The following is a 13,017-nucleotide window of genomic DNA, read 5'->3' as shown; positions in this document are numbered from 1 at the left end:
CCGGGTATGAACGTCGGACTCATCATCTTGGACGGGTGGGGCCTGAACCCGGACGACGATGTCCGGGATGCCGTCGCCGCCGCCGACACGCCGAACTTCGACCGCTACCGAGACGCCGGCGCAGCGTCGACACTAGAGACCCACGGCCGCCGCGTCGGCCTTCCGGAAGGCCAGATGGGCAACTCCGAGGTGGGCCACCTCAACATCGGGGCCGGCCGCGTCGTCAAGCAGGACTCCGCCCGCGTCAGCGACAGCATCGCTCGCTCGCGGGGGCAGTCGCCGCCCGACGACACCGCGCAGGATCCGCCCTTGTTCGAGAACGAAACGATCCTGTCGGCCTTCGAGTACGCCGAGGACCACAGCGGACGGGTTCACTTCATGGGCCTGGTTTCGGACGGCGGCGTCCACTCCTACCAGGACCACCTCCACGCGCTCATCGAACTCGCCGGCGAGCGCGGGACCGACGCCGTCTCGCACGCATTCACCGACGGCCGCGACACGTCGCCGACCGGCGGCGAAGACTACCTCGCGGACCTCGAAGCCACCGCCGAGAGCCACGGCACGGGCCACGTCGCCACCGTCTGTGGGCGCTACTACGCGATGGACCGCGATCAGAACTGGGAGCGCACTCGCCGGGCCTACGACGCCATCGTCCACCGCGAGGGCGACCACCACGCCGACGACGCCGTCTCGGCGGCCACGGAGTCGTATGCCCGTGACACCACGGACGAGTTCATCGAGCCGACGACCGTCGGCGACCACGCCGGCCTCGAAGACGGCGACGCAGTCATCTTCTTCAATTTCCGGTCGGACCGCGCCCGGCAACTCACCCGGATGCTCGGCGACATCCGTCCGGACGACTGGGGGGCTGACACCGAACCGCCGGACACCCGGCTGGTGACGATGACCGAGTACGACGAGACGTTCGACCTGCCGGTCGCCTTCCCGCCGAACCAGCCCGAGGACGTGCTCGGCGAAGTGCTCTCGGAAGCCGGGAAGACCCAGATCCGGCTGGCCGAGACGGAAAAATACCCCCACGTCACCTACTTCCTGAACGGCGGCCGCGAGGTCGCGTTCGACGGCGAGAGCCGCGAGATCGTCGACAGCCCCGACGTGGCGACCTACGACCTGCAACCGGAGATGAGCGCGCCGGAGCTGGCCGACACCGCCATCCAATTCATCGAGACTGATGATCCTGACGCGCTGGTCCTGAACTTCGCCAACCCCGATATGGTCGGCCACACTGGCGACTTCGACGCGGCGGTGACCGCCGTCGAAGCCGTCGACGAACAGCTCGGCCGGCTGGTCGAGGCGATTCAGACCGCCGGCGGCCACGTCCTCATCTGTGCCGACCACGGCAACGCCGACGACATGGGGACCATCGAGGACCCGCACACCGCCCACACGACAAACCCCGTCCCGTTCATCTACCTCTCGCCCGACGGGACTGCTGGCGGCCGGACCCCACGCGACGGCGGGACGCTCGCTGACCTCGCGCCGACGATGCTCATGCTCATGGGCATCGCCCAGCCGGCCGCGATGACCGGCACGCCGCTTATCGAGTAACGGGCGAAGCGACCGCGCTATTCGTCCAGCAGCGAGAGGTACTGCGGCGGCACGCGGTCGGTCGTGTACGTCTCGGCCCCCCGCTTGATGACCCGGCGGTCGTCGGCTTGCATCGTCGCAGCGTCGATGACGAACACGACGGGGTCGTCCGCGTGGCGACGCCCCACCTCGCGGGCCGCTCTGACCGAGTCAGAGAGATGGACCGTCTGGCGACCCATCGGCTTCAGTCCTTCCTCGCGTATCGGTTCGACGTTCCGCGGGGCGGTCCCGTGATACAGCGTCGCCGGGACCGGGTCGTCGGTCGCGTCGAGAGACACGTCGACGGAGTGTCCGTACGCCGCTCGAACGCGACCGTCAGCGGCTACTTCGCCTGACTGGTCGCTGACTCCCGTCCGCTCGAACCGTCCTTTCGGGTCCGTGGCGATGACCCCCGCCAGTGTTTCGTCGTCCGCCCAGTCGTACTTTCGCTCGACTGCGGCGCGGAGGGACGAGAACGCCGTCCATCCGGCGTCGTCTACCTCGATGCCGGCGTCCCCAGGAAAGTGTCTGAGCGCCCCAGAGACGAACTTCGAGAGCTGTCGCCGTCGGTCGCCGTCGAGAACGTGGGCTCCCTCTCCGTCACAGACCGGGCAGGTGTCGCCCTCGAAGAAGCCGTCCTCGGGACAGCGCCGCACTGCGTCTGGCACGGTCGGGGATGGGCCAGGGCCGTACAAAAACGTCACGCGAACGGATGTCGGGCGGATATAACCCTGACTGTCCCGGCACCCGTGCCGGGTGTCTTCAAGTGGATACAGTCACCAATGGCCCGTAGCGAAATGCCGTCCCCAACAGACCTCGAACTCGGCGGCGACCGCTCCGACGTGTATCGGTTCGTCGAGCGAAACGGCCCCGTCGCGCCCGCCGAGGTAGCCGAAGCCATCGGCGTCGATCCCGAGCGGTTCCAGCACCACCTCTCTATCCTCAAACGAGACGATCTCATCGAGACCACCGAAGACGGGAAGCTCACGGTCGCGCTCCACCACGGCGAAGCGGCTGAATACTACGAGGCCGGCGTCAGCTACGAGATACGCCCCTCCCGACCGTCGGACCTCTCCGGCGTCGTCGGCACGATACGGGACGTGACCAGCGAGGAGCCGTATCTCGCCGCGGCCGGCGTCGCAGAGCAACTGGCCTACGAGAACACGCTCGTCCGCTGGGGTCCCAACCGCTGCCGGATCGTGTTCGTCGCCACCGTCGACGACGACGTCGTCGGCTGGGCGCACGTTGCTATGTCCGAGGTTGCGGAGCTCTCGTCGACGGCCGAACTCACGCTCGGGGTGATGGAGACGTACCGTCGCCACGGGATCGGCAGCCACCTGCTGCACCGCGGGGTCGAATGGGCCGCGAGCCGGGGTTGTCGGAAGGTGTACAACAGCCTGCCGGCCACGAACGAGCGCGCAATCGACTTCCTGAAGGCGGCCGGCTGGACGGTCGAGGCCGTCCGCGATGACCACTACGAAATCCGTGGGGAACTGGTCGACGAGGTGATGCTCGCTCGCCGGCTGAACGAGACGGGCTGACGGCAAGCACCACCTGTCGAGCGGAGAGTCTGTGGACAGTGCCCTGTGGATTTATGATTATATGCCGACAAGTACTGGCATGACATTTGAACAACTATCGGATTACGGGATGCTCCAGATGGACAGCGAGGATATCGAAAAGACCCTCGAACACAAGAGTATCGGCGTGCTCGGGGTTCCGACAGACTCCGCGCCGCTATTGCGCCCGCTCAGTTACTGGTACGACGGCGAGTCCGCGCTCTACTTCGTCTACGTTCTCGGTACCGACAGCCGGAAAGTGACGGCGAGCGACCAGGCTGACGTTGCCCGGTTTCTCATCTACGACATCGAAACGACGTTCAACTGGCGCAGCGTCCTGCTGACGGGGACAATCGAGCGAGTCCCTGACGGCGAGCGCAGGGCGATCGAAGAACAGATCGACACCGCCTGGAAGCCCGACGTGTTCGAGCGGGCGGCCGAGACGGAGGCCACGGCGCTGTACCGGTTCCGAATCGACGAGCGAGTCGGTATCAAGCAACTCGAACTCCCACCGGAACTCAGAACCGAATCCTCGACGAGTGGCCCGGAGTAACCGGGACTCAGCCCGTTCGGAAAGAGAAATCCAGCGTCGGTGCGGAGTGGGTCAGCGACCCCATCGAGACGATGTCCACACCGGTTTCGGCGTAAGCTGGCACGTCCGCGACTGTGATACCGCCGCTGGCCTCGGTAAGCGCGTCAGCATCGGACGTCGCCACGAGTTCGACGGCCCGTTCGGTTTCCGCGGGGGACATGTTGTCGAGCAGGACGATGTCCGCGCCGGCCTCGGCGGCCCGCGGGGCGTCCGCCGGAGACTCGACCTCCACGTCGAGTTTCGTGGCGAAGGAGGCCCGCTCCCGGAAGTGCTCGACCGCGTCGACGAGCCCCATCTCCGCGATGTGGTTGTCTTTGACCATCACCATGTGCGAGAGGTCCAGCCGGTGGGTGTCGCCGCCGCCGGCGGCCACTGCGCGCTTCTCGATGCCGCGCAGGCCCGGGGTCGTCTTGCGCGTACCGGCGATGCGGGGCCCGGAATCCGTCGCAGCCGATGCTGCCGCGTCGACGGCGGCTCGGGTCTTCGTCGCCACGCCCGATGCGTGGCCGGTGATGTTCACGGCCACACGCTCGCCGCGGAGGACGGACTGTGCTGGGCCGTCGACGCGAAGCACGACATCACCGGCGTCGATGGCGGCCCCGGACTCGGCCGGTGTCTCCACGGCACAGTCCAGATACTCGAACACCGCGGTGGCGGCGTCGAGGCCAGCGACGACGCCGGACTCCTTGGCCACCAGTCGACCTCCTGTCGTTCCGGGCACGTCGTTGGTCACGTCGTGATGGCCCACGTCCTCGCGGAGCCACTGCTCGATGTCGCTGTCGGCGAGCATCAGTCGGCCGTCGGCTCCGCCGGGTCCTCGCTCGCGTCCACGAGGTTGTGCGTACCGACGCTCTCCTCGTTCTCGGCGGCGTGGCGCGCGACCAGCAGGGCGGTGACGCTGGCGTGGCGCAGTTCGTACAGCGAACGGCTGGTTCGCGTGCGGACGTAGGCGTCGACCTCGCCTTTGAGACGGCGGAGGACGGCCATCGCGCGCTGGAGGTCCGCCGGGTCCCGCTCGACGCCGACGTTCTCGTCCATCACGCGGGTCAGCCGCTGGAACTTGTCGCGGGCGAACCGCTCGGGCAGGTCCGGGTCCCGTTCGAGCAGCTCCGGCGCTTCGATGGGGTCGGGGTCGGCCCCAGCGGCGTCTTCGCCGGCGCGCAGGCCCCAGACCAGCCCTTCAAGCAAGGAGGTGCTGGCGAGGCGGTTCGCGCCGTGGACGCCGGTCCGGGAGCATTCGCCGACAGCGTACAGTCGGTCTAGCGTCGTCCGGCCGCGGTCGTCGACGCTGATGCCGCCACAGAGGAAGTGCTCGGCCGGCGCGACCGGGATGCCGTCGTCCGGGTCGATGCCGTGTTCCGCACAGCGGTCCGCGAGGCTCGGGAACTCTGCGGCGAAATCCAGCGGCGACACGTCCAGCGTAACTTCGCCGGTGGCCTCCCGTTCAGTTTTGACCGCTCGGGCCACCACGTCACGGGGCGCGAGCTCGGCGTCCGCGTGGTAGTCGGGCATGAACCGCTCGCCGTCGCCGTTCCGGAGCAGGCCGCCCTCGCCGCGAACGGCCTCGCTGACGAGGAAGGCCACGTCGCCGTCTATCGTGCAGGCCGTCGGGTGGAACTGCACGTACTCCATGTCCTCGGCCTCGGCCCCGGCGAGTGCCGCCATCCCGATGCCGTCCCCGGTCGTGTTGTCGGGGTTCGTCGTCCGCGGGTAGAGGTCGCCGATACCGCCGGTCGCCAGGATGACGCTGCCGGCGAAGTGCGGTTCGACTTCACCGTCGGATTCCAGCATCGCCCCGTGGATCCGGCCCTCGTGGCGGATAAGTTCGAGCGCGGCGGTGTCGTCCAGAATCTCCACGCCATCGTGGTCATCGACGTAGTTCAGGAACGGGACGTGGATGTGCTTGCCCGTCGAGGCGTCGACGTGGAGGATGCGGTCCTCGCTGTGGGCGGCCTCGCGGGTGAAATCGTGACCTTCCCCGCTCTGGTCAAAGTCGATGTCGAGCGTCTCCAGCAGCACGTCCTCGACGGCCTCGTTTGCGTTCTCGACCAGCACATCGACCGCGTCGGGGTCGGCGGTGCCGTCCGAAGCGGCCATGATGTCTTCTTTGAACTCCTCGGGCGTATCTCGGGAGACGGCGATACCACCTTGAGCCCACCAGGAAGAGGAGCCTTCCGGGCGAGTCGCTTTTGTGGCGAGCGTCACGTCGTCGCCCTCGCGGGCCGCAGCGAGTGCCGCCGCCAGCCCGGCGATGCCGGAGCCGATGACCAGTACGTCAGTCGTAATCGGATCGTCCGTCATGGTTATATCTCCAGCATTCGGTCCATCGCGATCTGTGCCAGATCCTTCTCCTCGGGCGCGACCTCGATGACGTTGCGCTCGCGACCTTCGACCAGTTCCTCAAGCACCCACGCGAGGTAGTTCGGGTCGATCTGGCGCATGGCGTTGCAGTCCATGCAGGCGTCGCCACACAGCGGCACGACGTTCACGTCGGGGTGCCAGCGCTGGAGGTGGTGAGTGAGGTGAATCTCGGTACCGATAGCCCACGTCTCGCCGGGATCGGCCTCGGCGACGGATTCACAGATGGTCGAGGTGGAGCCGGCCACGTCTGCTGCCTCGACGACCTCGCGGCGACACTCCGGGTGGACGATGACGTTCGCGTCGGGGTAGTCCTGGCGGATGGACTCGATGTGGTGCTCGCGGAACCGCTCGTGGACCTGGCAGTACCCCTCCCAGAGGATGATGTCGTTTTCCACGGCGTCGGCGGCGTCTGTCCCCTCGGCGTCCCACGGGTCCCACTCGACGGTTTCGTCGGCCATGCCGAGCCGGTGGGCCGTGTTCTCGCCGAGGTGCTTATCGGGCAGGAACAGCACCTTGTCGCCTTTATCGAAAGCATACTCGAAGGCTTTGTGCGCGTTCGAGGAGGTGCAGACGAGCCCGCCTTGCTCGGCGCAGAAGGCCTTCAGGTCGGCGTAGCTGTTCATGTACGTGATGGGAATTATTTCCTCGTCGTCGGCGAGCGCCGCGGTCAACTCCGCCCACGCGGCGTCGACCTGCAGCGCCTCGGCCATCCCGGCCATCGGGCAGGAGGCCTCCATCGACGGGAGGATCACGGACTGGTCGTCGTCCGTGATGATGTCCGCCGACTCGGCCATGAACGTCACGCCGCCGAAGACCACGTAATCGGCGTCGGACTCGGCGGCCTCCTTGGAGAGCTGGTAGGAGTCGCCGATGAAGTCGGCGTGCTCGACGATCTCCCGGCGCTGGTAGTTGTGGCCGAGAATGACCACGTCGTCGCCGAGCTCGTCGAGCGCACTCTCGATGCGCTCGGTCCGCTCGACTTCCTCAAGGTCCCGGTACGCCGCCGGGAGCTGCTCGAGGTTGTCGTACTTGAAGAGGCTGAGGTCCGTCTCGAACGCGGCAGTTTCCATTTCGGGCACGATGTATCCACCTGTCGGTACGCACACTTCGGAACTGCTACATGAAAAGATTTTATCTTCAAAGACGGCAGTTGGCGGAGGAGTTGATTGTGTATTCGATGTTGGTGGCTCAATCAGTTCCTTTTTCGAAGTTGGTGGCTGTTATAATTCTGACCCCGGAATTGGTGGCTAGTTAGATCCTATATCAGATTTTGGCGATTCATTTGATTCCATACGCTGTATTGTTGAATATTGTTATCTGCCATCAAGGAGCAGCGAGTCGGTTACTCGATACCGTTCGCTGTTGGGGTCAGCCTCTATCATTGACCGCCACATCGTCGTCAGTCTCCAGCAGTCGGTCGATGCAGTCGCCCGGGCCGTCGCCCGACGGTGGCCGCAAAGCGGTTCGTCCACCAAGAGCAACTGTTAGGGGTCCCGAACGCACACCGGTCAGTATGACCGACTCCGGCGCTGAAGACCTCGCGGCGCGCGTCCGTGAGGGCGAGTTGCGGCTCTACGAACTGGAAGACCACGCCGACCCCGACACCGCGGCGGCGGCCCGCAGACACCTGCTTGTCGAGGAGACCGGCGCGGACCTCTCTGCGGTCGGCGACTACACCTTCGACGCCGCCGACGCCGAGAGCAACATCGAGAACATGATCGGCGCGGCGCAGGTCCCGATGGGCGTCGTCGGCCCGCTGCCCGTCGATGGCGGGGCTGCCGAGGGCGACCACCACCTCCCGCTGGCGACCAGCGAGGGTGCATTGTTGGCCTCGGTCAACCGCGGCGTCTCGACGATTCGCAACGCCGGCGGCGCGACCGCCCGCGTCCTCAAATCCGGGATGACGCGCGCGCCGGTGTTCCGCGTCGCGGACGTGGCCGAGGCGGGCGAGGTGTCGGCCTGGGTCCGGGAACACGTCGACACACTGGCCGACGCCGCCGAGTCGACCACGAGCCACGGCGAACTGCAGGACGTGACGCCCTACGTCGTCGGCGACAGCGTCTTCCTGCGGTTCTCCTACGACACCAAGGACGCGATGGGGATGAACATGGCCACTATCGCGACCGAGGCGGCCTGCGACGTCGTCGAGTCCGAGACGTCGGCCGACCTCGTGGCGCTGTCGGGCAACCTCTGTTCGGATAAGAAGCCCGCCGCCATCAACGCCGTCGAGGGCCGCGGACGGACCGTCGCCGCGGACGTGCTCATTCCCCACGAACAGGTGGAAGAGCGGCTCGATACGACCTCCGACGCCATCGTCGAGGCGAACACGCGCAAGAACCTCGTCGGCTCGGCGAAGGCCGGTGCGCTGGGGTTTAACGCCCACGCCGCCAACGTCGTCGCCGCGGCCTTCCTCGCGCTCGGCCAGGACATCGCACAGGTGGTCGAGGGGAGCAACGCCATCACGACCGTCGACGCCCGCGAGGACGGCCTGTACGCCTCGGTCACCATCGCGTCGCTGGAGGTCGGCACCGTCGGCGGCGGGACGGGTCTCCCGACCCAGTCCGAAGCGCTGGACGTGCTGGGCTACGGCGGCGGTGGCGACCCCGCCGGCAGTAACGCCGACGCGCTCGCGGAGGTCATCGCCGCCGGCGCGCTGGCCGGCGAACTCTCGCTTCTTGCCGCACTCTCATCCCGGCACCTCTCCTCGGCGCACGCCGACCTCGGGCGGTAGCGTCGGTTTCGCGGCAGTGCGCTATCACTGCCGGCGCTGGCTCACCAGGAAGCCGGCACCCGCAACGAGTACGACGACGCCGGCGAGCAAGAGCGCTTCTTCACCGAGCAGCGGCCCGAGCACCAGCAGCGCCCACGCGACGGCGAAGACGCCGTGGGCGATAGCGAACAGCCGCCGGCCCCGCCGGGCGAACACGACCGTTCCCAGCGCGAACCCGAGCGTCAGGACGACCGCCGAGAGCGCGACCGTGCTCACCCGCAGTGAACCGACCGCCACCGGTTCGACGACCGGCGTGAGCAGAAACAGCAGTCCCGAGAGGCCGACGAGCGTGCCGACCACGACCGGTCCGGGCTCCAGGTCCAGCGTCGAACTCATAGCAGCCGGTACTGCCCCCGGCTTTCGGACGCCTCGCCCGCTCGGACGAGTTTCTGCAGTGCCTTCCGGGTGTACGACGCCGGGACGCCGCGATCCTCGGCGTAGGCCACGATATCGCCCTCGGTCGGTTCGTCCAGTTGCCGCAGCGCATTCGTGACCGTCTCCTTGCGGCTCGATCCGCCCGTCGCACCCTGTTCGGCGCGGTCGGCGGCCGCCGAGACGGCGTCGGTGTCGACCCCCGAATCTTCGAGATACGTCTCCTCGTCCACGCCCGCCTCGTCGACCTGTCGTTCCATTTCGGCGTAGGAGTCCAGTTCGGCGAAGGCGTCGCCCTCCCCCTGCCGGTTCGCCAGCATCGACGCCCGGACCTCGCGGGCGTGTGCCTCGTCGTCCGTCTCGACGAACTTCCGTCGCTTCTCGTGTTTGCGGCGCGTGCCACACCGCGGACACTGGGTTGTCTGCGGCCGCCCTTCGGTGACCCACAGCGCGCTGCAATCACTACACCCGACCACCGCGTACATACCTCTCCGTCGGTGCCGAACAGTACTGAATCCACCGACAGAGCGCGCTCAGTGCGAGAGGTGAACACCGATACGCACCCCCGGAAGACGAACGCTTAGGTTGACCCGGCGCGACACCACGGCGCATGGAGGAAGTACCACAGGCCGCCTGTGAGACGGTCGAAGCGGTCGACGGCGTCCACCTGACACAGTTGGCGGTCGGCGAGCGGCTGAGCGTCCAGGGGTTCCACATCGAACCCGGCGCGGCCGTCCCGGAACACAGCCACCATCACGAGCAGGTCGGCTACGTCGTGAAGGGGACGTTCACCTTCCACGTCAACGGCGAGGAGTACGTCATCGGCCCCGGCGACTCCTATGTCATCCCGAGCGAGGAACCACACGAAGCACGCAACGAGGGGGAGGAGCCGGTCAGCGGAATCGACGTGTTCAGCCCGCCCAGACCGAACCCGGACTGGCAGGACTAACCACAACGGTTTGGAGCCTGCGACCGTATGACAACCAATGGCGCGGGTCGTCGCTGCCGCCGTGGCACTCGCATTCGTCCTCGCCGGGTGCTCGGGGTTCGTCCAGCCGGACAGCCCTGAGACGGTCACGCCGGCAGCGGTGCCGACCGACGGGGCCGGCTATCCGCCGGGCGTCAGCGACGACGCAGTGGTGCCGTCGACGCTAGCCAGCGCACACGCGCGGACGCTCTCGACGACAAACTACACGCTGATCACTCGCCAGTGGGTCACCGACCGCAACGGGACGGTCCTCCGGCGATCAAACCACACGCGCTACGTCGCGGCGAACAACACGACCTACGCCGGACAGTTCCGCCAGAACGGTACGGAACTGAACGTCTTCACGACCCGCATTGACTACTGGACTAACGGCTCAATCGTCGCGGCCCAGTACGACGAACGAGCGGATCAGCCCCACCGGGTCAAGTGGACCGTCCGCAACGACGGTCCCGTCTCGGATCTCTCGGAGCGCCGGACGATTCTTGGCATCGGGGAAGCCGTCGATCTCGCCGTTGCCGACCGGGTCGATGGCGGTGTCGTCCTCGTCGGCACTCGGTTCACGAACCCTGACAGACTCGTCACCCCGTTGTTCGTCAGTGATCCTCGCAACGTCTCTGTCCGGCTTCGTGTCAATCACGACGGTACCGTTTCGGCGCTTCGGCTGGCCTTCGACGCAGAACGAAGTGACCAGTATGTCCGTGTCAGGCAAGATCTCAGGATAACAAACGTCGGGTCTACGACGGTGAGACGGCCGAAGTGGGTCGCAAACACGACCCGGCGGTCGTCTCAGGAATAACTGCTTCCGCGCGAAGAACGGCTCAGGCGCCGTTGAGTGCGGGCAGGACTCGCCGGGAACCGAGCGTGTAGCCGGCGTACAGGAGGACCAGTCCCATGTACACCTCCCAGGCAGCGAGCGCGGAGACGCCGCCGGACAGATCAGCGAGGGCGGCCTGTTCGGTGAGTGCCCCACCGACGGTCAGTCCGACTGCGAGAACCGTCGAGAGGAGGAGTTCGAGTAGCTCCGGAACCGATTCTGAAACCATGTGTGCCAAGATATCAGTGTGAACCCGCATGTAGCTTTTTCGATCCGAGAGAGCTTTGTAAGCCCACGAGAACGGACCTGTATGAGCCAAAGTTTGAACGCGGATTACGCGACACTCGCAAAGCGCGGGTTCATGGTCGGGGCGGGGCTGTTCCTCCTCGGCATCGCTGGGGAAGTCGCCGGAAGCGCCGTTCTCGGGACGCTCCCCGCCTGGGGCGATACGCTGCTGGTCGACATGGAAATGCTCGGTATTCTCGTCGGACTCCTCTCGCCGCTCGTGTTCGGCGTGGTCCTTCCGCTGACGGAATAACGGCCCGTCCATTCTCCGTCGCAGCATCCTGCCATAGCGACGGTTTTGCGCCATAGACAGCAGTCTCCCCAGTCGTGGCCCAAGATGCGCGATAAAAATAGATTCGAGTGGTCAGCTTGACTCGCTTACGCGAGCTTCTCGATGTTTTCGACGACCTTGTCAGCGAACTCGCTGGTGGCGAGCTTGTTGCCGCCCTCGATCTGGCGTTCGAGGTCGTAGGTCACGTCGCCCGAGGAGATGGTCTCCTCGACGGCGTCACGGACGAGCTGGCCGGCGTCCTTCCAGCCCATGTATTCGAGCATGAGGCGGCCGGAGAGGATCATCGCGGTCGGGTTGACCTTGTCCTCGCCGGCGTACTTCGGGGCGGAGCCGTGGACCGGCTCTGCGAGACAGCGAGCCGAGCCGAAGTTCGCACCGGGGGCGATGCCGAGGCCACCGATCTGTGCGCCGGCGGCGTCGGACATGTAGTCCCCGTTGAGGTTCATCGTCGCGATGACGTCGTACTCGTCGGTACGGGTCAGGAGCTGCTGGAGCATGTTGTCGGCGATGCGGTCGTTGACGACCAGCGAGTCCTCGGGGGCCTCGCCGTCGTACTCGTCCCACAGCTCGTCCTCGGTGATGACGTGCTCGCCGTACTCCTCTTCGGCGACCTCGTAGCCCCAGTCACGGAAGGCTCCCTCGGTGAACTTCATGATGTTGCCCTTGTGGACCAGCGTGACGCTGTCGCGGTCCTCTTCGAGGGCGTAGTCGATGGCCTCGCGGACGAGGCGCTTGGTCCCGAACTCGGTGATCGGTTTGACACCGATACCGACCGGGCCGTCGTGGATGGTCTCGTCGAAGTTCATCTCGTCCTCGACGAACTCCTTGACTTCCTGCACTTCGTCGGTGCCGGCCTCCCACTCGATGCCGGCGTAGACGTCCTCGGTGTTCTCCCGGAAGGTGACCATATCCATCTCCTCGGGGTCCTTGACCGGTGACGGGACACCCTCGATGTGGTAGGTCGGGCGGACGTTCGCGTAGAGGTCGAGCGTCTTTCGGAGCGCGACGTTCAGCGAGCGGAAGCCAGCGCCGACCGGCGTCGTCAGCGGTCCCTTGATAGCGACGTTGAACTCCTTGATGGCCTCGACGGTGTCGTCGGGCAGGTTCTCGTCGTACTTGTCGCGGGCGGACTCGCCGGCGTAGACGCGCATCCAGGAGATGTCACGACCGGTGGCGTTCGCGGCGGCTTCGAGCACCTTCTGTGCGGCCGGTCCGACATCCGTTCCGATACCGTCCCCGTGGATGATGGGGATGATCGGGTTCTCCGGAACGTCGAGTTCGTCGTCCGCTGTGACCTGAATCTGCTGTCCCTCGTCGGGAACCTCCACTTTGTCGTAATCGTAGCCCATATTCCGCCAATTGACAGTCGCCCCTAAAGGCGTGCCGTTTTGCGTCAGACG

Annotated in this window: 15 protein-coding genes; 7 read left to right on the top strand and 8 right to left on the bottom strand. The window is 66.3% G+C overall.

Translation table 11 applies throughout. The annotated features are described in order from the left end of the window. Positions 1-6: 6 nt before the first annotated feature. Positions 7-1,566, top strand: a complete 1,560-nt coding sequence (gpmI, locus tag ACY9XZ_RS02930) for a 2,3-bisphosphoglycerate-independent phosphoglycerate mutase (RefSeq protein WP_463455579.1) — start codon at positions 7-9, stop codon at positions 1,564-1,566. A gap of 17 nt (positions 1,567-1,583) precedes the next feature. Here the strand turns inward: gpmI and ACY9XZ_RS02925 are convergent, their stop codons facing one another. Beyond that, the gene (locus tag ACY9XZ_RS02925; protein ID WP_463455578.1) at positions 1,584-2,252 is read right to left on the bottom strand and encodes an RNA 2'-phosphotransferase; all 669 of its coding nucleotides are present in this window, start codon (positions 2,250-2,252) and stop codon (positions 1,584-1,586) included. A gap of 129 nt (positions 2,253-2,381) precedes the next feature. Here ACY9XZ_RS02925 and ACY9XZ_RS02920 point away from each other — a divergent pair, with 129 nt between their 5' ends. Together ACY9XZ_RS02920 and ACY9XZ_RS02915 are read left to right on the top strand one after the other, a co-directional pair. After that, positions 2,382-3,125, top strand: a complete 744-nt coding sequence (locus tag ACY9XZ_RS02920) for a GNAT family N-acetyltransferase (protein ID WP_463455577.1) — start codon at positions 2,382-2,384, stop codon at positions 3,123-3,125. Between the two features lie 79 nt (positions 3,126-3,204). Then, entirely contained in the window at positions 3,205-3,696 is a 492-nt protein-coding gene (locus tag ACY9XZ_RS02915) for a pyridoxamine 5'-phosphate oxidase family protein (protein WP_463455576.1), read from the top strand. 7 nt (positions 3,697-3,703) lie between these two features. Here ACY9XZ_RS02915 and nadC read toward each other — a convergent pair whose 3' ends face one another. Genes nadC through nadA form a run of 3 tightly spaced genes read right to left on the bottom strand, consistent with a single transcriptional unit; the run spans position 3,704 to position 7,166 of the window. Continuing rightward, entirely contained in the window at positions 3,704-4,525 is an 822-nt protein-coding gene (nadC, locus tag ACY9XZ_RS02910) for a carboxylating nicotinate-nucleotide diphosphorylase (protein ID WP_463455575.1), read from the bottom strand. Continuing rightward, positions 4,525-6,036, bottom strand: a complete 1,512-nt coding sequence (locus ACY9XZ_RS02905; protein WP_463455574.1) for an L-aspartate oxidase — start codon at positions 6,034-6,036, stop codon at positions 4,525-4,527. Before ACY9XZ_RS02905 ends, nadC begins: the two co-directional genes overlap by 1 nt. Positions 6,037-6,038: 2 nt before the next feature. Continuing rightward, the gene (nadA, locus tag ACY9XZ_RS02900) at positions 6,039-7,166 is read right to left on the bottom strand and encodes a quinolinate synthase NadA (RefSeq protein ID WP_463455983.1); all 1,128 of its coding nucleotides are present in this window, start codon (positions 7,164-7,166) and stop codon (positions 6,039-6,041) included. Between the two features lie 443 nt (positions 7,167-7,609). Between nadA and hmgA the strand changes: the two genes are divergently transcribed. Further along, a complete protein-coding gene (gene hmgA / locus ACY9XZ_RS02895; protein ID WP_463455573.1) occupies positions 7,610-8,827 on the top strand; it encodes a hydroxymethylglutaryl-CoA reductase (NADPH) in 1,218 nt (405 codons plus the stop codon). Positions 8,828-8,851: 24 nt separating this feature from the next. Here hmgA and ACY9XZ_RS02890 read toward each other — a convergent pair whose 3' ends face one another. Together ACY9XZ_RS02890 and ACY9XZ_RS02885 are read right to left on the bottom strand one after the other, a co-directional pair. Beyond that, positions 8,852-9,202 carry a hypothetical protein gene (locus ACY9XZ_RS02890; protein WP_463455572.1) on the bottom strand — a complete coding sequence of 117 codons (351 nt, stop codon included), beginning with the start codon at positions 9,200-9,202 and terminating at the stop codon, positions 8,852-8,854. Next, on the bottom strand, positions 9,199-9,723 hold the full coding sequence (locus ACY9XZ_RS02885; protein WP_463455571.1) for a DUF5817 domain-containing protein: 525 nt from the start codon (positions 9,721-9,723) through the stop codon (positions 9,199-9,201). Before ACY9XZ_RS02885 ends, ACY9XZ_RS02890 begins: the two co-directional genes overlap by 4 nt. 125 nt (positions 9,724-9,848) lie before the next feature. Here ACY9XZ_RS02885 and ACY9XZ_RS02880 point away from each other — a divergent pair, with 125 nt between their 5' ends. After that, a complete protein-coding gene (locus ACY9XZ_RS02880; RefSeq protein ID WP_463455570.1) occupies positions 9,849-10,187 on the top strand; it encodes a cupin domain-containing protein in 339 nt (112 codons plus the stop codon). A gap of 37 nt (positions 10,188-10,224) precedes the next feature. Continuing rightward, on the top strand, positions 10,225-11,022 hold the full coding sequence (locus ACY9XZ_RS02875) for a hypothetical protein (protein WP_463455569.1): 798 nt from the start codon (positions 10,225-10,227) through the stop codon (positions 11,020-11,022). Between the two features lie 22 nt (positions 11,023-11,044). Here ACY9XZ_RS02875 and ACY9XZ_RS02870 read toward each other — a convergent pair whose 3' ends face one another. Beyond that, the gene (locus ACY9XZ_RS02870; protein ID WP_463455568.1) at positions 11,045-11,269 is read right to left on the bottom strand and encodes a hypothetical protein; all 225 of its coding nucleotides are present in this window, start codon (positions 11,267-11,269) and stop codon (positions 11,045-11,047) included. 81 nt (positions 11,270-11,350) lie between these two features. Between ACY9XZ_RS02870 and ACY9XZ_RS02865 the strand changes: the two genes are divergently transcribed. After that, positions 11,351-11,578, top strand: coding sequence for a DUF7860 family protein (locus tag ACY9XZ_RS02865; protein ID WP_463455567.1), 228 nt, complete (start codon positions 11,351-11,353; stop codon positions 11,576-11,578). A 125-nt stretch (positions 11,579-11,703) separates the two neighbouring features. Here the strand turns inward: ACY9XZ_RS02865 and icd are convergent, their stop codons facing one another. Next, a complete protein-coding gene (gene icd / locus ACY9XZ_RS02860) occupies positions 11,704-12,966 on the bottom strand; it encodes an isocitrate dehydrogenase (NADP(+)) (protein WP_463455566.1) in 1,263 nt (420 codons plus the stop codon). Positions 12,967-13,017: the final 51 nt, after the last annotated feature.

The sequence above is a fragment of the Haloarcula sp. HT12 genome, from assembly GCF_055271655.1.
The sequence above is the reverse complement of the archived record's forward strand: the minus strand, read 5'-3'. Positions and strand labels throughout refer to the sequence as shown.

Coding starts and splice junctions, on each gene's coding strand:
- nadA (WP_463455983.1), bottom strand. CDS start 7,166: ATGGAAACTGCCGCGTTCGAGACGGACCTCAGCCTCTTCAAGTACGAC.
- ACY9XZ_RS02875 (WP_463455569.1), top strand. CDS start 10,225: ATGGCGCGGGTCGTCGCTGCCGCCGTGGCACTCGCATTCGTCCTCGCC.
- gpmI (WP_463455579.1), top strand. CDS start 7: ATGAACGTCGGACTCATCATCTTGGACGGGTGGGGCCTGAACCCGGAC.
- ACY9XZ_RS02920 (WP_463455577.1), top strand. CDS start 2,382: ATGCCGTCCCCAACAGACCTCGAACTCGGCGGCGACCGCTCCGACGTG.
- nadC (WP_463455575.1), bottom strand. CDS start 4,525: ATGCTCGCCGACAGCGACATCGAGCAGTGGCTCCGCGAGGACGTGGGC.
- ACY9XZ_RS02905 (WP_463455574.1), bottom strand. CDS start 6,036: ATGACGGACGATCCGATTACGACTGACGTACTGGTCATCGGCTCCGGC.
- ACY9XZ_RS02880 (WP_463455570.1), top strand. CDS start 9,849: ATGGAGGAAGTACCACAGGCCGCCTGTGAGACGGTCGAAGCGGTCGAC.
- ACY9XZ_RS02915 (WP_463455576.1), top strand. CDS start 3,205: ATGACATTTGAACAACTATCGGATTACGGGATGCTCCAGATGGACAGC.
- ACY9XZ_RS02890 (WP_463455572.1), bottom strand. CDS start 9,202: ATGAGTTCGACGCTGGACCTGGAGCCCGGACCGGTCGTGGTCGGCACG.
- hmgA (WP_463455573.1), top strand. CDS start 7,610: ATGACCGACTCCGGCGCTGAAGACCTCGCGGCGCGCGTCCGTGAGGGC.
- ACY9XZ_RS02865 (WP_463455567.1), top strand. CDS start 11,351: ATGAGCCAAAGTTTGAACGCGGATTACGCGACACTCGCAAAGCGCGGG.
- icd (WP_463455566.1), bottom strand. CDS start 12,966: ATGGGCTACGATTACGACAAAGTGGAGGTTCCCGACGAGGGACAGCAG.
- ACY9XZ_RS02885 (WP_463455571.1), bottom strand. CDS start 9,723: ATGTACGCGGTGGTCGGGTGTAGTGATTGCAGCGCGCTGTGGGTCACC.
- ACY9XZ_RS02870 (WP_463455568.1), bottom strand. CDS start 11,269: ATGGTTTCAGAATCGGTTCCGGAGCTACTCGAACTCCTCCTCTCGACG.